The following is a 15,841-nucleotide window of genomic DNA, read 5'->3' on the forward strand; positions in this document are numbered from 1 at the left end:
CTGAACACAGATTTAGTTTTGTCAATTTAAAGATACGACAGAGAGATTCTCACCATGGCCACTACAGTAGCTCCCTTTCAGCCCGGACTAGCCTCCGCTGGTTCGAGCAACACCGCACTCACCACCACCGGTGGTGGCAACGCCAACGCGGGCGGTGCATTGGCAACGTTCACACCTGGCATAGATGTTCAAAACAATCCAGGTTATAGCAATGGCGGCGGCGCAGCCTCTGGCCCTTTGGCGTCTATGCAGCAAATGATGCAACAGCCAAGCGTCAAGAAAGCCATGCCCCTCATCTTGATGGGCTTGGCTGTTTTGTTGTTTGCCATTCTGTACGTGTGGATCAACATGCCCAGCTACCGCCCTCTCATGGTCAACATGAGCGAGGCCGATCAGCAAACGGCCATGGAAGCTTTGAAGGCCAGTGAGTTCAAGCCTGTGATGGACCCAGCTTCCGGTCAAATTACCGTGCCTTCCAACAAGTACCACGAAGCCCGAATTTTCTTGGCTTCTAAAGGCATTCCAAAAACTGGCAACTTGGGCATGGAGTCTTTGAAAGACCAATCAGCCATGACCACCAGCCAGTTCATGGAGCAAGTGCGCTACACCTCGGCCATGGAGCAAGAGTTGGCACGCACCATCATGCAAATTGACACCATTCAACAAGCCCGTGTGCACTTGGCCATGCCCAAGCAATCGGTGTTTGTGCGTGACCGTACGCCCCCCAAAGCTTCTGTGGTGATCACGCCTTATGCAGGTCGTTCAGTGTCACCCAACCAGGTTCAGGCCTTGGTGCATTTGGTGGCGTCTAGTGTGCCCTTGATGACACCTGAAAACGTGGCTGTTGTTGACAACCAAGGTAAGCTGATCACTGATTCCAGTACAGCTGCTGCGCTGGGTTTGACCTCGGCACAAAGCACGCACAAACAAAAATTGGAAGATGTGTATCGCCAGCGCGTGATGCAAATCTTGGCGCCCATTGTGGGCGACAACAATGTTCGCTCACAAGTGAACATGGCCATGGACTTCACACAAACCGAAGTCACAACAGAAGACTTTGACACCCGTGAAAAGGGTCCCAAGACGCGATCTGAAGCACTCAGCGAAGACAAGAACTCCGCCATGGAAGCCTCTGGTGTACCTGGCACTTTGTCCAACACACCGCCACCCGCACCTTCAGCCACAACCAACTCTGCGGCGGCCACAACAGCTGGGGCAGGTGGTGGTTCGAACAGCACCACAGCCCGCAGCACACGTAACTACGAGCTCGACCGTTCTGTTCGTCACGTTAAAAATGCCACAGGCATTGTGGAGCGCTTGAGTGTGGCCGTGCTGATCAACGAGCGCGCACCCACTGTGACGAAAAACGAAAAAGGTGAAGTCACCGACTCCAAGCCCAACCCCTACACTGAGGAAGAAATTACCCGCATGCAAGACCTGGTGCGCGGCGTGGTGGGCTTTGACGAAAAACGCGGCGACGTGGTCACTGTGGTGCAAGCTAAATTTGAACCTGAAGCCGTTTACGACTTGAGCATTCCTTGGTACAAAGACGAGTCCATGCAAACCTACATCAAGAGTGGTTTGCTGGGTGTGGTGTTCTTGGCCTTCCTCATGATGGTAATCCGTCCTGCCGTACTGCGCATGTTGGGCTTGCTCAAAACGCCAGCCGAGTTGGAAGCCGAAGCTGCTGCTGCCGAAGCTGCTGCCGCTGCCGCGAAGGTTGCGCTGGGCGACGGCGAGTTGTCACCCGAAGACATGAACGCCATCCAGTTGGGCGAAGGCGAAACCTTGGAAGACATCAAGGCCAAGCTCAAGCCCAAGAAGTCAAGCATCTCCATGGAGATGTTGGACACGGCCAACACGTACGACGACAAGGTGGCTTTGGTTCGCATGATTGTGGCAGAAGACACCTCGCGTGTGGCCAGCGTGCTGAAGAAGATGATCAAAGTAGCCTAAGGAAAAACCATGGCAGAAAAAGAAATTCAACTCTCGGCTGCAGAAGCCGAAGCCGCAGAAAAACTGCGCATCGAGATGTCCAACATCAGCGGTGCACAACGCGCTGCCGTCTTGATGTTATTGCTCGGTGAACAACAAGCCTCTGAGATCATCAAGTTTTTGAACCCAACCGAAGTGCAAGCATTGGGCGGCGCCATGGTGGCCGTGTCTGATGTGTCGCAAGAAGCGGTGAATGAAATCTTGGACGACTTTGTGGCCACCATCAAGAAACAATCGAGCTTGGGCTTGGGTACCACCGACTATGTGGAAAAGGTTTTCAAGCGCGCCTTGGGCGACGACAAAGCCGCATCCGTTTTGGGCCGCATCATGCCGGGCCAAAGCACCAAGGGCTTGGAAATCTTGCAATGGATGGACGCACGCGCCATTGCCGACATGATCAAAACCGAGCATCCACAAGTGACGGCCATTATCTTGTCCGTGCTGGACCACCAAGTGGCCGCCGATGTCTTGAACTTCTTGCCCGACGAAACCCGACCTGAAATCATTCAGCGTGTGGCCAGCTTGGAAACTGTTCAGCCTTCTGCCATGCAAGAGCTTGAGGCCATCATGAAGCTGCAGTTCTCCAACAATACCAGCTCCAAGTCTTCCAGCTTCGGTGGTATCAAAGCAGCTGCGCAGATCATGAACTCAACGAAGACTGCGTTGGAAGCGTCCATCATGAAGGGTCTGGAGAAGATCGACGCCGACTTGATGATGCGCATTCAAGACAACATGTTCACCTTCGAAAACCTCAGCGCTGTGGACAACAAAGGCATTCAGGTGCTCATGCGTGCGGTGGACAACAACCAGTTGATGATTGCCATGAAAGGCGCCAGCGAGGAAGTCAAAGCACGCTTCTTCGACAACATGTCCGAACGTGCCCGCGGCATGTTCAAAGACGAGATGGATGCCAAAGGCCTCATGCGCTTGTCCGATGTGGAAGAAGCGCAGAAACAAATCATGCGTTCTGCCCGTAAGTTGTCTGACTCTGGTGAGTTGGTCTTAGGCGGAGGCGACTTTGTATAACCCACTTCCACCCGGCAAGTTGGCCAACAGTGGTGCTGCCAGAGGCGCACCACAGTGGCAACCCTTGCAGCCACTCAAGCCCATTGAGTTGCAAAACGCTGGCTTTGTACAAGAAAACTATTTGCGCAAAAAATCCAACACGTTTGCCTTGTGGACGGTTGAAGAACAACACGCGGCCAACAAATTGGCTGAAGAAGCTTTGGCCGAAGAAGCTGGCATCACAGATGTCACAGCCAAAGGTGACGACAATTCGACAGCGGCACAAGCTGCATCAACTGAAACACCGGCTTTGTCGGGTTTGGATGCAGAAGCCATTGAGAAGATCAAGCAAGAAGCCTACGAGCGTGGCTTGGTCGATGGCCAACAAATGCAACGCGAAACAGACCTGGCCAATGCAGAAAAAGAACAAGCCGAAAGCTTGTCGTCATTGGCTGAAAAAGCCAATCAAATCTTGGTCAACATTGAGCAAGGCGTCATTGCCCTGCAAGAAAATCCCGCAGCCTGGAACGAACCGCTCAAGCGCTTGGCTTTGCATTTGGCAGAGCAACTGACCCTGACCGAACTCAGCATTTCTTCAGCCGGCATTCAAAACATGATTGACCGCTGCATTGAAACTTTGGATGTGCAAACTGCCTCCAGCTTGGTGGTCGAATTGAATCCCAACGACATGGCCTTGCTGCAAAACCACAAAGCCGTGCCTGGGGAAAAAATGCCCACATGGCGCATGGTGGCCGACACCCATTTGTTGCCTGGCAGTGTGCGCGTGCGTGCTGACGATGCGGTGGTCAGCGACCTCATTGAACATCGCCTCGAAACATTGGCGCGTGCCTTGTTGGAAGACACCAAACCCTGGCAAGCCCAAACCGCTTTCCAGCCCGAACGTTTATCCGCACGTCGCGGCAAAGCTGAAACAGTTGAAGACGCGCTCCCGCGTGAAGCCAGCCCAGAGCCTTTGAATTTATCGGCTTTGGACTTGCCCGATTTAGAGTTAACCGACGAGCAGCCTGCGCAAGACGACCCTGCAGAGGATGCCCCTCATGAGTAACTTTGCAGCCGAAGTGGCACGCTCGATGTCTTTGGCGCGTGCCTCTAGCCCAGAGCGCTGCGGCACATTGGTCCGCTTGGTGGGCCTGCGCATGGAAGCGCGCGGCATCATGGCCCCTGTGGGCTCTAGCTGTGAAGTGATTGGCCAAGACGGCCACAAAATTGAAGCCGAAGTGGTGGGCTTCAACGACAAGACTTTGTACCTGATGCCACTTACAGAACCTGTGGGCATTGGCCCTGGTGCCTCTGTTCGCATTGCGAACGACTTGGGCACTGCATGCTTGGGTCCTGAACTGCTGGGCCGCGTGATCGATGGTCGCGGTGAACCTTTAGACGGCAAACCCAAGCCTGCTTGCAAAGCACGTTTGAGTTTGCTGGGCTTGCCCATCAACCCGATGGAGCGCGGCCCCATCGACAGCGTGCTGGATGTAGGCGTGAAAGCCATCAACGGTTTATTGACATTGGGCCGTGGACAACGCGTTGGCTTGGTGGCCGGTTCTGGCGTTGGCAAGAGTGTGCTCTTGGGCATGATGACCCGCTTTACCAAAGCCGATGTAGTGGTGATTGGTTTGGTGGGCGAACGAGGCCGTGAAGTGCAAGCCTTCATTCAAGAATCATTGGGCGAAGAAGGCCTGGCCAAATCGGTGGTCGTTGCGGCCCCCGCCAATGTGTCCCCTGTGCTGCGCTTGAAAGCGGCGCACATGACGCACGTGATTGCCGAGTACTTTCGTGACCAAGGCTTGAACGTCTTGATGTTGGTCGACAGCTTAACGCGCGTGGCCCATGCCCAGCGCGAAATTGGCTTGGCCATTGGCGAACCGCCCACTGCCAAAGGCTACCCTCCTTCTGTGTTTGCTTTGTTGCCCAATTTGATTGAGCGCGCTGGCGTTGGCCGCCATGGTCATGGCTCGATCACCGCCATTTACACCGTGCTGGCCGAAGGCGATGACGCCAATGATCCTATCGTGGACATTGCTCGCGCCTCTTTGGACGGGCAAGTGATGTTGTCCCGCAAATTGGCCGATGCTGCGCATTACCCAGCAATTGATTTGAACGGTTCTATCTCGCGTGTGATGCAAAGTTTGCTGTCACCCGATGATTTGAAAATGGCCAACAAATTCAGACGCTTGTGGTCTTTGTACCAACAAAACATGGACTTGATCCAAGTGGGTGCCTACGAAGCAGGTAGTAACCCCACATTGGACGAAGCCATTCGTTTGCGTGAAGCCATGGAGCAGTACTTGCGTCAAGACATGCATGAAGGCAAAGACGAAGCCAGCACCCGGCAAGACATTCGCAACATGATGGCGGTCGCAGCATGAACGATACCGTGGTCGCTCGCCCCTGCTGGACGGTCTTGACCAAAAAGGCCGAAGACAAAATTGCGCTGATTCAAAATGAATTGGTCCAAGCACGCACACGCCTTGAGAGCTTGCGCACCAGCGAGCAACGCGTGCAAAAAATGTACGACGAATACCGTGAAGGCCTGACCCGTGCCGATGCCCAAAGTTTGGGCATGCGGGAAGCCATGAACCAGCGCCAATTCATGTCGCAATTGCTCACGCTGATGCAGCGTGTCAAAACCGACATCATTTACACTGAAAATACCATCATTGGCATCAAAGAACGCTTGATGTTGGCCGAGCGTGAACGCATCAAGATGCAAACCTTGGCCGATCAAAATGCTTTGGCTGTGCAGCGCGAAGAAAACAAAAAAGACCAACGCCGCATGGACGCGTTGGGCGTGATGCAATTCAACCTCAAACCACAAGCATGAACCTCACTGGCGGCATCACTTGGCATTGGTTGGCATGGCGCTCGCAAGCGCGCTGGGCTCCCACGTCAAACGCCATTGAAAATTGGTTGATGCAGCAGACACAAGCTTTCAAACCAGAAGCTGTTGCCGGCCAACCCAGTTTGCTCTTGATTGGCGCCAGCGCCGGCTGGATGATGTCGAGCCGCTGGCTGGGTCAGTTTGCAAGCGTAGACACCTTTGACATCGACCCCTTTGCCGGCATGATGTTCAAATGGCGCCATGGTGCGGCACTGAAAGCACAAGGCACCGAATTGCATTGCCACACCCAAGATGCCATGCAGAATTTGCCCGCCTTGTTGTCAAAGCATCCGAAGGCCTGTGTATTTTTTGACAACGTGCTGGGACAAGTGCGCTTTCAACACCCCGCCAACGATTGGCAAGTGGTTGAGAAAAAACTGCAGCAACTCAAAGCGACTTTGAAAGGTCGTGAGTGGGGCAGCGTGCACGACCGCATGTCGGGTCCTACGCTTGAAACCATCGCCGAGGGTTCAGCGCTGCCTGTGCGTCACCCCGATTGGCATGACCAACATTGGCTTACTCAGTTGAACGCGCAAAGCCCTTGGCTGGACCATTTAACGCACAGCGTTTTTCCGACGGGTGTGTCGGTGCAAGATTTTGCGTGGAACTTTTCGCCGCGCTACAGACATTGGCTTCAGGCCGCATGGGTGCGACCATGAATGCCATGCAGCATTTATTTACCGCAAACGAAGCGGAACAAATTGACCAAGGGTGTGTCGGGGGGAATGGTCTGCCATTCACGCATCACACCTTGCGAGTCGATGATTTCGCCGGTGAGCATGGGGCCACTGTGCATAGAGAATTGCAAAATGTGCACCATCTCTTTGCGGCAGTCCATTTCCATGTGCGTGCGCGTAGAAACATAAAAAGCACCGCGCTGCGCTTTTTGGGGACTCCTGTAGTCGAACAAACTCCAGAAGGACCTGATGGGGCCCGTGCGTTTGATGGTGGCATCGTCCACGTAAATGATGCCCGAGTCGGTGGTGGTGACCTTTTGCCATTCGGCATGCGCAGCATGCGGTGCCAACATGACCAGCGCGGTGGCTGCAGTGGCCACGGCTTGTTTCAAAAAGTTCGCAAATCTGCTGTGGCAGGCTTGTGCAGTCGGGGTGATTTGAATGAAAGTCATACGCCCTACTATAAAGTAGTGCTTCGTTCTTGAAAAGAGTATCACCATGTTCCATCGTCTTCTGATCAAGTCCACTGTGTTCATGTCTGCCATCTTGCTGTCTGCATGTGGCGGCGGTGGCAGCAGTGATGTGGCCGCGGCAGACCCGCCCGCACCGCCCATCACCACACCTCTCACAGTGCCTGGCGCCTATGTGGCCAGCCTGAATGGCAAAGATTGGGTGGGCATTTTGTTGCGCACCACAGGCGGCTCTGGCGCCGTTACCAATTTTTACAGCCTGCATTACAACGCCACCGATCCAGATCTTTACAGCGGTTCGGGTTTGATTACAGGCACAACCAGTGCCCTGCTCACCCGCGTGTTTTACTACCCCAATATTTCGGGCGCCGTAAGAACCGGTACGGGCACCATCAGCAATTTGGGCAATGGCGCCATCCGCGCTGCACTCAGTTTTCCTGCCACGGGCATCGAACAAGGCAAGGATGTGACGGTGGCTGCCAGCCAGCCCAGCACTTACCAATACAACTTACCCGCCAACTTGAGCAGCATTCAAGGTGCGTGGCAAGGTCGTTGGTCTTATGGCCTTGGCTTTGTAGACAACTTCAACTTGAACATTTCGGGCCAAGGCGAGGTCACCACCTCGTTGGCATTTCAGCAAGATTGCTTGTTGACTCAAAGTTTATTGACCCCCAACTTTGACGGCACCAACTTGTTCACCTTCACCTTGACCATCCCCAATGCCACGCAATGCTCACTCAAAAGCCAAACCTTGAACGGTGCAGCCTTTGTGACCAACAGCCCTGTGGCTGGCAAAACCCAGCGCCTGTACATCGTAGGCGTGACCACCGACGGCCGAGGCATCAGCTTCAAAGCCGACCGATAAATTCAAGTTTTCAAGCCTAGTGCCGAATCTGCCTAAGCACGGAAATTAAATTCTGGAAAAGACCATGTTCAAAATCATTGCCATCATTTTGCTAGCCATCTCGACTGCGGGTGCGGGCTACTTTGGCTGGACGCAGAAGAAGTCCGTCGCGGCGGTCTCTGCCCAAGTTGAGGAGCTGACCCAAAAAGTGGAAGAGGCCGACAAAAAAGCCGAAGCCTCTGAGGAAGAACTGGCTGCCAGCAAAGAAATGCTGCCGCCTTTGATGACCAAAGCGCAAGAGTTGGAAGCCGTCAAAGCCGCCTTCTCTACAGGCATCGTGCTCAAAGACCTTGAGGCCGCTTACGCCAAAGAGAAAAAAGGCTTGTCCCCCGAACGTCAGTTGGGATTGGCCGGTGTGCGTTTGCTCACCAATGGCACCAAAGATCCCGCCACCGTCGAGGCCTTCCAAAAAGCCTTGGAAATGACCGACTGGAAAGCACAGCAAAAAGTGATTTGCGCTGCGCAAAACGCATTGGCAGCTGCTGGCGAAAAAGTCAAAGTGATGTCGGAGTGTGCGCCTGAAGCACCTGCTGGCAAAGCTGATGCACATGGCGCATCTGCCGCCAAAGATGCTCACGCAGCCCCAGCGGCCAAAGACGCGCATGGCAAAGACGATAAAAAAGGCGACAAAAAAGACGCCCACGGCCCAGCTGATACACACGCCGTCCACTGGGATTACGAAGGTGCGATGGGCCCAGAAAACTGGGGCAAAGAATTCCCAACTTGCGGCAAAGGCAAGTCACAAGCGCCTTTGAACATCAAGGGTCCGTTTGAAAAAGTTCGCTTCAGCGTTGCACCTGATTACAAGCAAGGTCAATTGAAGATCGTGAACAACGGCCACACCATTCAAGTGAATGTGCCTGCCGGCTCCAAAATTCGCATCGATGGCAAGCCCTATGACTTGTTGCAGTTCCACTTCCATCGCCCCAGCGAAGAACACATTGATGGCAAACCTTCTGCCATGGTGGTTCACTTTGTGCATAAAAACACAGAAGGCGAATTGGCGGTGCTGGCTGTGATGTTGCGCGAAGGCAATGAAAACCCTGGCATCAAAACTTTGTGGACGCATGCCCCCAAAAAAGAAGGTCCCGAAGTGGTGCCAGATGGCGTGATGTTCAACCCCGCCAATTTGTTGCCCAAAGAAATGGACTTCTTCCACTACGACGGTTCTTTGACAACACCGCCATGTACCGAAAAAGTGAAGTTCTTTATTTTGAAGACGCAAGTCAACATTGCCAAAGAGCAAGTGAGCGACTTCCCCTTCAAGATGAATGCCCGCCCTGTGCAACCCGCCAACGGCCGCCCCATCTACACCAACTGATTTCGTTTGAGAGTGCCATTAAGGCGTAACTCTAAGGAGTTACGCCTTTTTTTTGATCTGCGTTCGCCACAACAAAAACACGGCAATGCTCAAGTTCAATGCATTCCAAAGCACGCCATTGATGAAGGCCGCGTGATACGAACCGGTTAAGTCAAACACCTTGCCCGACATCCACCCGCCTAGCGCCATGCCAATCATGGTGGCCATGATGACGGCCCCCACCAACACGCCCACCTTTTGCGCAGGAAAATACTCGCGAACGATGATGGCGTAAGAAGGCACGATGCCGCCTTGAAACAAACCAAACAAGGCAGAAATCACATACAGCGACACCATGCCATCAAATGGCAAGAACATCAGCAGCGCCACGCCTTGCAGCACCGAGCCCAACACCAAAGTGCGCAGCCCGCCAATGCGATCGCAAATGACACCTGAGACCAAGCGGCTCACAATGCCACAGGCCAACATCAGCGACAACATTTCAGAGCCACGCGCCGCGCCAAAGCCAAGATCGGTGCAATACGCCACGATGTGAACCTGCGGCATGGCCATCGCCACACAACAGGCCAAACCTGCAATGCACAACAAAGCATGTGCTGTGTTGATCGACAAACCAAACGGTTTTTCTGAAGCCAACTGCTGCACACTGCCAGGTGCGGAGGTGGCCATGAGAGGCGGACGTTGTCGCATCAAAAACGACAAGGCCAACATGCCCACACCGCATACCACCCCAATCCACACATAGGTTTCGCGCCAGCCCAAAGCTTCCACACCTTGTTGCGCCAAGGCTGGCCAAATGCTCCCGGCTACATAGTTGCCACTGGCACACACCGCCACTGCAATGCCGCGCCGCTTGTCCCACCACATGGAGGTATCGGCCAACAATGGGGCAAAAGTCGACGAGCTGCCGAACACCCCCATCAGCACACCATGCGCTAAAGCAAACAGCCAAATGTTGGGCGACAAACCGGCCAACACAAAACCACTGCCCACCCCCACAGCGCCAATCCAAAGCGCCACATGCACACCCCACTTGTCGGCCAACTTGCCCATGGCCAAACCGCCTGCACCAAAGCCCAACATCATCAAGGTGTAGGGCAAAGACGCATCGGCGCGCGAAATGCCAAACTCTTTTTGGACTTCAGGCAGTACCACCGACACCACGTACATGCTGCTACCCCCCAGGGTCATGAGCAGCAAAGTGATGAAGAGGCGGCGGGCGGCGTAGGACGAATCGATCAGATCCGCATGGGCTGGATGGGTTGAAATGATATTCACCGTCTGACCTTATCACCACCCGCCTGTGGGGGTGCCCCCTAATTTCCCCTAAAAAGCCTCATTTTCTGATGCTATAATCCCGCTTCTGTGAGGCCCGGTAGCTCAGTTGGTAGAGCAGCGGATTGAAAAAGCGTACTTTTGGTTTAAAACCGTGTACGCATGGGCCCTACAGCATGGTTGCAAAAAGGTGTCTGACACACTGTCCCGCAAGCCCTGCACTTTCTCCAAAAAATTTCCCATCACCCTGATTTGAAGATTTCGCCCATCATCGGGTGGGGCTACGCTTTGGGCTGCTGAAGCTGAAAACAGCCCTGCAAGCGTTTTTCTTGTGCCCAGCTACCCAAGCCTGCCTCTAGCCTAAAACACCGCGTTACGGGCTGATTTGAGGTGTTGCTGCCGTAGGCTTTTTGTCATGTAGCAAGTTGCTAGCGCGATATTGGCATCCGGGTACTATTTCCAGGTGTGCATGGGCGAGGGATTTACTTTGGGCAAGAACATCTATTACCTACCTGGCCATGGCGGTCAAATAGCTACAGGGCTGGGCGAGGCATTGACCGAGCGCGGTTGGTCTGTAGAGGGCCGAGAAACACGCGATGATTTCCGCAAAATGCCATTTGGGCAGCAGGTGGATACAGTGGCCGGTGACTTGCTGCATAAGCATTGGCACCCAGAGTCATGCGTCATAGCGGTCTCGTTCGGCGCTTATTTGTTTCTACATGCACAAGCTCAGCTGCCCGAATTTATTGGTCGGGTACTGCTCCTGTCGCCCATCGTAGGAGAGTTTGACAGTGCAGAACTACAAATGGGATTCATCCCTCCACGTGCAAAGAAACTGTTTGAACTAGCGTCGGCAGGAAAGTATCCAGTGCCAAACCAGTGCGAAATTCATGTCGGCAGTGAAGACTGGCAAAGCAACCCAGAAAACGTCACCCAGCTAGGCCAGTTGCTGAACATCCCTGTTCATGTCGTTTCAAACAACGGGCACATGCTGGACAAGAGCTATGTGAGTGCGCTGCTTGATAGGTGGCTGCCACAGCATTAATCTAATGAATTAATGAGCGTAGGTAACGTCACAACATTGCCAGGACCGTACTGCCCTTCAAGTAGCCAAAGCGCATCTTGGTTTGAATTGGCTTGGATACGTGTACGCACAATCATGTTGTTTGCTTGAATTCGTACCATCGCCTCGTATGTATTCATGCTTAATCCTTGCGGTTAATGAAAACTGCCTTGATAGCAATGGCGAAGCTCATGACCAAGCTCTGCGTGTGTTGTCTGCAAGCCAGTAACAATCAAGCAAGTGTCTTTGCGCCAAAAGCTGCAAGCATTCAAAGTAAAGCCAAACCCACCTAGGCCACTGTCTTTGCTAATTGCTTCACAAGTAGCTTGGACTTTGGCATTGGGTACAACCATCCAGCTTATAACAAGTGATTCTTTGCGATTGAGTTTGGTGTTGAATTTGGCATAGGCATCACGCCAGTCAGCTGCCCATACAACACAAGGCAGCAGTAAAGCGGCGAGTATGGATTTTGAAGTGGTTTTCATTAGTACTCGCTTGGCAACATGGCAACCCAACCCTCGCCAAACCAGCAGCAGTAAAGGGTGATGCTGGGCAGAGGGAAATCCGTGTATTCGATCTCTTGTCCAGCGACTGCATTTCCGTTCCCATCTTCGATGACTGCCGATGCCTTGTTGTCCTGCACAGTCAACTTGAGCACTGTGAATTCATTGTCAGCTGGAACGATGGACATGATATGGCTCCAGTAGAGATCAAGAAGCCAGAAGCATTCAGCCTTTTCTGCAAGGTACTTGGCGCCGTCCGTGATGTAAAAGTTCCCGTACATCCGGTGGTAATAGTTGGTGCCCGTAAATTGAGACAATTCGAAGAGCAACTGTTCGGGGTCAATTGGCGTTGAGTTCATGTAAGTGCTCCTGAACCACCTTTGCAACCCAGATGTCGCCCATATCGGGGTCATAGGTCTTGGCTGCAAAGAATTTGTATGAAGCAGAAGCAAGGGATAGATCTACCTTGTCTGCAAGTTCGAATTGGCTGGTGAATACCGACAACTTGGTGCCTTGCGCTGTAACAGTGGCAACTCCAAGTACAAAGTCATGCTCGCAGCATGAAGTCAGCAAATAATTGATCACTGTGCGGACCAACCAGTAGTACTCGGATGAACGGCTGAGAGGCTTGCGCTTCTTCTGGCCGCGATGAACAGCTGGGCTGTACACCCGCAATTCATCATTCAAAAAGGGTGCCATCCCTGCTTGAAATTGCAAGGAGGCACAGTTGTCAAGTGTCAGATCCATGATCAGCGTTGGAAGCCGCCACGAATCTGGCCCGAAATCGCTTCAATGGGCCCGTCCAGTTCTCCGGACAACACGGCTTCGTGAACTGTGTTGAGCGCGGCGATCAAAGACTCAGGTGTGGTGCATTCAATAGCGTTGGACTTGCCATTCAGTGCGACAACTTTTGCCCCGTAGCGGATTTGAAGGAACACTTTCGTTCCATCAGTGAACCACCAGGCGTTGAGCCGTTTAGGCTGTGTCACTTGAACACGTTCACCATCACTATTGGTGATGATCTTGGTGCGTGTGGGCACATATGTTTCGCCAGCTTGCAATGCCTTCGCAAGAGCGATTTGTTCTTGGATCTTGGCGCAAATCTTCACACGGCGATGCTGCACCGGGTTAATGATTGCGGACTTCTTTGCTGCTACGAGCTTGAGTGAGTTAAGGGTTGCCATCTGCGTTTCCTTTCGTGTGTAAACAGGCAACGCAAATTTATTTTCAGCATCCAGCATGGACAACCAAAAAGATAGGGACTGAATTGGCTCGGTTCAGTCTTATTTGAATTTCATATCAGCGAAGATAAATAAACCGTAAGCAAGGAAAAAAGGTTGGCACGCCGATAGATATAGTGCTGCTGTAATGCCCTCTACGTGGTGTGGCGCCCAGCAAATGAACAACTTGCCGTTCGCTTCATCGCACTATCCTTAACAGGACGCCTTAAACGCAAACCAAATTGGGAATGACGTTTGCGATGATGTAAAGGTTGGTCATGCTTAATAGGCGTGGCGTAGGCTCATGCAAAAACGTATAGGCTGAAAGTGAGTGGGAGTGCCATTGAAATAAACCCACGTGTCCCCTGAAGCTATTGGTGTGGCTCAGGGATTCCAGCGTAAAAGGCTCGCATGTAAAGAGGATGATCGCAAAACCTGCCTCTTCTTACCCCAGTAAGTTGTGTGACACCATCTGTGAAAAACCATAGCAATGGAGAAAACAGGTCCATGCCCGTAACAGGGCATGGCCTGTGTTCCCTCGCAATGAGATCTGAAGGAAATACGAGATCAGGTGCGAATGAACGCTAGTGAAAGAGCAAATGAGCGAGTAGATTGAACGCAGTTCGATCCCAAATAAAAAGCACCCAAACAGCATGTGCTGAATGGGTGTTGTTAGATTCCATATGATTGAAATTACTTCATTTCAAAGATGGCCTCCATGATAATCTTCGCATTGATTCCGAACTCCAATTCAACCGTGTCCAAGTGGTCTTGACGGCTAATGTGCGGTCCGTAAAACTTAAGAAAGCCGTCGCGAATGCGAGGGTCTTCATCGCAAATAGAAATAACTTTATTAATCAAGTCGACGAGTTGAGCATCAGTCAACCCATGGCTGTAATAAAAAAAGGCTGCAGCAGATTCAGCAAGTGACGAATGGTACTGACTTGCAAAAGTGGCGTAGGGTACATACCCCTGCAAAGAGGCGTGCACATCACCAATTCGAACCAATGTGTCCACCAACTTGTTATGGTGGCGTGTGTCAAGCGATTTCGGATCAGCCTTCATGAGGCAGTCAACAATTGATACCGATGCCATAGTCAGTTGTTCGTTCAAGGTCATGGTTTATCTCCAAAAATTTCAGTTTGAGGTCGGAGTAATGCAGTTGCACAAAGCATCTGCATTACTGGCAAGTTGCTAGTTAGGGGTTGCTGTTGGCGTATTCGCTGCGGGCAAACTTGTCCAATGTGGATTTGTGACGCAACAGAAATGCCTTCCAGTCTTGCTCGTGGAATGCATCGTTGACGATGTCCAAAACTTCAAGCAGGCTAGCTGGTGCCATGTCACGTTTGTCATCGCAGGTCACAGCTTCATTTGCAGCACGGATTGCATCCAAGTACATCCAGATGTTGTGGTTCGCCAGCAGCAGACGACTGACATCATCAAAGTGACGGTCAGTTTTCTCATTGCCACGCACATTAAGATGCCCCATGTGAATCAGTTGACCGATCGGAGATTCCGAATACTTGAACGGATGAGCTTGATTCACATAGCGGAAATCTTGAACGGTGTTATCCACAGGGATAGACCAGTTGCTGATTTCAGTGCCCAAGATGGGTGAAGAGCGGGCGCTGTCATATTTCATGGCATCTTGGAGAGGGCTACTGCTGTCAAACGTCACTCGCAGGTTTGGGCTGTATGCACGAAGCTGCTGCTGGATGGCCGAAAGTACAACAGCCCATGTAAGTGTTGACACACCGAGCACGTGAACTACTTCGCAGGTTTGATCAAATGCCTTGCTGTCGCGCATCATCAAGGTCGTGTACAACATTTGATACAAACCACCACGAGTGCCTGCGCCACCAGCCAATGCCCAGCCGCTGAACTTGTAGCCTTTGACTGCATCCCACCACATTTCGGTAGCCTTGATGTCAAGTCCGTGAACCACATTAAGCCACTTGGTATTGCCAGTGGCGTAGAACTTGATGTACTCCAAGTTCTCAACAGTCATGCCAATGATTTGCTCAAGTGAGCATTTTGCAAAGGGCGAATTGGCACCAGCGGGAGACGTAACCCACAAAGGAATGTCCAAGGTCATGGCGTATCCGGAAAAAGCCTCAGACCAGGACACAACCCAGTTGCGTACTTTGTGTGCACGTGACCAAGCTTCCACAACTGCATTGGGCTCAGTCAGCTTTTGAAGGTCTTTGAATCCTTTCAGGCTGCCTTTGCCAATTTGGTATCCACCGCTGTCAGCAAAAATATTCACTTTCTTGGCATCAGCGCGAGTGACTGCGTTGTCAGGCCAAGATCCAATGGTGTGCCTGCCAATGGAGTGCAGAAGGTGTGGGTAATGGAAAAGCTTGTTCTCATTCCAAAACACCAGATCATCAAGGCGCAAGCCTTGAGGGAATTTGCGTCCCAAAGGCATTTCCTTTGTGACACCCTTTGCAAAGGTGTCGTTGATGGCTGTCAGGTAAAGAGCGTTTTTAGGGTTGTCGAGCTTGTTCAT

Annotated in this window: 18 protein-coding genes; 9 read left to right on the top strand and 9 right to left on the bottom strand. The window is 52.3% G+C overall.

The features are described from left to right. Positions 1-54 precede the first annotated feature (54 nt). Genes fliF through B9Z46_RS10635 form a run of 6 tightly spaced genes read left to right on the top strand, consistent with a single transcriptional unit; the run spans position 55 to position 6,558 of the window. The gene (fliF, locus tag B9Z46_RS10610; protein ID WP_233245982.1) at positions 55-1,956 is read left to right on the top strand and encodes a flagellar basal-body MS-ring/collar protein FliF; all 1,902 of its coding nucleotides are present in this window, start codon (positions 55-57) and stop codon (positions 1,954-1,956) included. Positions 1,957-1,965: 9 nt separating this feature from the next. Next, complete coding sequence (gene fliG, locus B9Z46_RS10615) at positions 1,966-3,021, top strand: flagellar motor switch protein FliG (protein WP_055359624.1); 1,056 nt, start codon at positions 1,966-1,968, stop codon at positions 3,019-3,021. Then, positions 3,014-4,066 carry a FliH/SctL family protein gene (locus tag B9Z46_RS10620; RefSeq protein ID WP_146179251.1) on the top strand — a complete coding sequence of 351 codons (1,053 nt, stop codon included), beginning with the start codon at positions 3,014-3,016 and terminating at the stop codon, positions 4,064-4,066. Before fliG ends, B9Z46_RS10620 begins: the two co-directional genes overlap by 8 nt. Beyond that, positions 4,059-5,387 (top strand): FliI/YscN family ATPase, encoded by a 1,329-nt coding sequence (locus B9Z46_RS10625; RefSeq protein WP_108256319.1) that lies wholly within the window; start codon positions 4,059-4,061, stop codon positions 5,385-5,387. Before B9Z46_RS10620 ends, B9Z46_RS10625 begins: the two co-directional genes overlap by 8 nt. After that, positions 5,384-5,842, top strand: a complete 459-nt coding sequence (locus B9Z46_RS10630; protein ID WP_108256321.1) for a flagellar FliJ family protein — start codon at positions 5,384-5,386, stop codon at positions 5,840-5,842. Before B9Z46_RS10625 ends, B9Z46_RS10630 begins: the two co-directional genes overlap by 4 nt. Next, on the top strand, positions 5,839-6,558 hold the full coding sequence (locus B9Z46_RS10635; RefSeq protein ID WP_108256323.1) for a hypothetical protein: 720 nt from the start codon (positions 5,839-5,841) through the stop codon (positions 6,556-6,558). The genes B9Z46_RS10630 and B9Z46_RS10635 overlap by 4 nt, the downstream gene beginning before the upstream one ends. A 14-nt stretch (positions 6,559-6,572) precedes the next feature. Here B9Z46_RS10635 and B9Z46_RS10640 read toward each other — a convergent pair whose 3' ends face one another. Further along, positions 6,573-7,028 (bottom strand): surface-adhesin E family protein, encoded by a 456-nt coding sequence (locus B9Z46_RS10640; protein WP_055359620.1) that lies wholly within the window; start codon positions 7,026-7,028, stop codon positions 6,573-6,575. 46 nt (positions 7,029-7,074) lie between these two features. On the opposite strand from B9Z46_RS10640, the gene B9Z46_RS10645 reads away from it, so the two are divergent. Together B9Z46_RS10645 and B9Z46_RS10650 are read left to right on the top strand one after the other, a co-directional pair. Beyond that, complete coding sequence (locus tag B9Z46_RS10645) at positions 7,075-7,911, top strand: hypothetical protein (RefSeq protein WP_108256325.1); 837 nt, start codon at positions 7,075-7,077, stop codon at positions 7,909-7,911. Between the two features lie 64 nt (positions 7,912-7,975). Then, complete coding sequence (locus B9Z46_RS10650; protein WP_108256327.1) at positions 7,976-9,271, top strand: carbonic anhydrase; 1,296 nt, start codon at positions 7,976-7,978, stop codon at positions 9,269-9,271. 39 nt (positions 9,272-9,310) lie between these two features. Here B9Z46_RS10650 and B9Z46_RS10655 read toward each other — a convergent pair whose 3' ends face one another. After that, positions 9,311-10,540, bottom strand: a complete 1,230-nt coding sequence (locus B9Z46_RS10655) for an MFS transporter (protein ID WP_233245990.1) — start codon at positions 10,538-10,540, stop codon at positions 9,311-9,313. A gap of 475 nt (positions 10,541-11,015) precedes the next feature. On the opposite strand from B9Z46_RS10655, the gene B9Z46_RS10660 reads away from it, so the two are divergent. Next, entirely contained in the window at positions 11,016-11,591 is a 576-nt protein-coding gene (locus B9Z46_RS10660) for an alpha/beta hydrolase (protein ID WP_108256331.1), read from the top strand. On the opposite strand, the gene B9Z46_RS15120 is transcribed toward B9Z46_RS10660, so the two are convergent. The 7 genes from B9Z46_RS15120 to B9Z46_RS10690 all read right to left on the bottom strand — a co-directional run bounded on the left by B9Z46_RS15120 (position 11,588) and on the right by B9Z46_RS10690 (position 15,841). After that, positions 11,588-11,749: a hypothetical protein gene (locus B9Z46_RS15120; protein ID WP_158268424.1), complete on the bottom strand. Its 162-nt coding sequence runs from the start codon at positions 11,747-11,749 to the stop codon at positions 11,588-11,590. The genes B9Z46_RS10660 and B9Z46_RS15120 overlap by 4 nt on opposite strands. Before the next feature lie 15 nt (positions 11,750-11,764). After that, positions 11,765-12,094 (bottom strand): hypothetical protein, encoded by a 330-nt coding sequence (locus B9Z46_RS10665; RefSeq protein ID WP_108256333.1) that lies wholly within the window; start codon positions 12,092-12,094, stop codon positions 11,765-11,767. Further along, positions 12,094-12,471, bottom strand: coding sequence for a DUF6876 family protein (locus tag B9Z46_RS10670; RefSeq protein WP_108256335.1), 378 nt, complete (start codon positions 12,469-12,471; stop codon positions 12,094-12,096). Before B9Z46_RS10670 ends, B9Z46_RS10665 begins: the two co-directional genes overlap by 1 nt. Further along, positions 12,452-12,829: a hypothetical protein gene (locus B9Z46_RS10675; RefSeq protein WP_146179252.1), complete on the bottom strand. Its 378-nt coding sequence runs from the start codon at positions 12,827-12,829 to the stop codon at positions 12,452-12,454. The genes B9Z46_RS10670 and B9Z46_RS10675 overlap by 20 nt, the downstream gene beginning before the upstream one ends. 32 nt (positions 12,830-12,861) lie before the next feature. Next, on the bottom strand, positions 12,862-13,353 hold the full coding sequence (locus tag B9Z46_RS10680; RefSeq protein WP_108256339.1) for a DUF6641 family protein: 492 nt from the start codon (positions 13,351-13,353) through the stop codon (positions 12,862-12,864). Between the two features lie 672 nt (positions 13,354-14,025). Further along, on the bottom strand, positions 14,026-14,451 hold the full coding sequence (locus B9Z46_RS10685; RefSeq protein ID WP_108256341.1) for a hypothetical protein: 426 nt from the start codon (positions 14,449-14,451) through the stop codon (positions 14,026-14,028). 79 nt (positions 14,452-14,530) lie between these two features. Continuing rightward, a complete protein-coding gene (locus B9Z46_RS10690; protein ID WP_108256343.1) occupies positions 14,531-15,841 on the bottom strand; it encodes a hypothetical protein in 1,311 nt (436 codons plus the stop codon).

It is taken from the genome of Limnohabitans sp. Hippo4 (assembly GCF_003063605.1).
GTDB lineage: Bacteria > Pseudomonadota > Gammaproteobacteria > Burkholderiales > Burkholderiaceae_C > Limnohabitans_A.

Excerpts from the sequence above, each read along its gene's own strand:
- B9Z46_RS10640 (WP_055359620.1), bottom strand. The coding sequence starts at position 7,028 with ATGACTTTCATTCAAATCACCCCGACTGCACAAGCCTGCCACAGCAGA.
- B9Z46_RS10680 (WP_108256339.1), bottom strand. The coding sequence starts at position 13,353 with ATGCTGGATGCTGAAAATAAATTTGCGTTGCCTGTTTACACACGAAAG.
- fliG (WP_055359624.1), top strand. The coding sequence starts at position 1,966 with ATGGCAGAAAAAGAAATTCAACTCTCGGCTGCAGAAGCCGAAGCCGCA.
- B9Z46_RS15120 (WP_158268424.1), bottom strand. The coding sequence starts at position 11,749 with ATGAATACATACGAGGCGATGGTACGAATTCAAGCAAACAACATGATT.
- B9Z46_RS10690 (WP_108256343.1), bottom strand. The coding sequence starts at position 15,841 with ATGAACAAGCTCGACAACCCTAAAAACGCTCTTTACCTGACAGCCATC.
- B9Z46_RS10635 (WP_108256323.1), top strand. The coding sequence starts at position 5,839 with ATGAACCTCACTGGCGGCATCACTTGGCATTGGTTGGCATGGCGCTCG.
- B9Z46_RS10625 (WP_108256319.1), top strand. The coding sequence starts at position 4,059 with ATGAGTAACTTTGCAGCCGAAGTGGCACGCTCGATGTCTTTGGCGCGT.
- B9Z46_RS10665 (WP_108256333.1), bottom strand. The coding sequence starts at position 12,094 with ATGAAAACCACTTCAAAATCCATACTCGCCGCTTTACTGCTGCCTTGT.
- B9Z46_RS10670 (WP_108256335.1), bottom strand. The coding sequence starts at position 12,471 with ATGAACTCAACGCCAATTGACCCCGAACAGTTGCTCTTCGAATTGTCT.
- fliF (WP_233245982.1), top strand. The coding sequence starts at position 55 with ATGGCCACTACAGTAGCTCCCTTTCAGCCCGGACTAGCCTCCGCTGGT.
- B9Z46_RS10645 (WP_108256325.1), top strand. The coding sequence starts at position 7,075 with ATGTTCCATCGTCTTCTGATCAAGTCCACTGTGTTCATGTCTGCCATC.
- B9Z46_RS10660 (WP_108256331.1), top strand. The coding sequence starts at position 11,016 with ATGGGCGAGGGATTTACTTTGGGCAAGAACATCTATTACCTACCTGGC.
- B9Z46_RS10650 (WP_108256327.1), top strand. The coding sequence starts at position 7,976 with ATGTTCAAAATCATTGCCATCATTTTGCTAGCCATCTCGACTGCGGGT.
- B9Z46_RS10685 (WP_108256341.1), bottom strand. The coding sequence starts at position 14,451 with ATGACCTTGAACGAACAACTGACTATGGCATCGGTATCAATTGTTGAC.
- B9Z46_RS10630 (WP_108256321.1), top strand. The coding sequence starts at position 5,384 with ATGAACGATACCGTGGTCGCTCGCCCCTGCTGGACGGTCTTGACCAAA.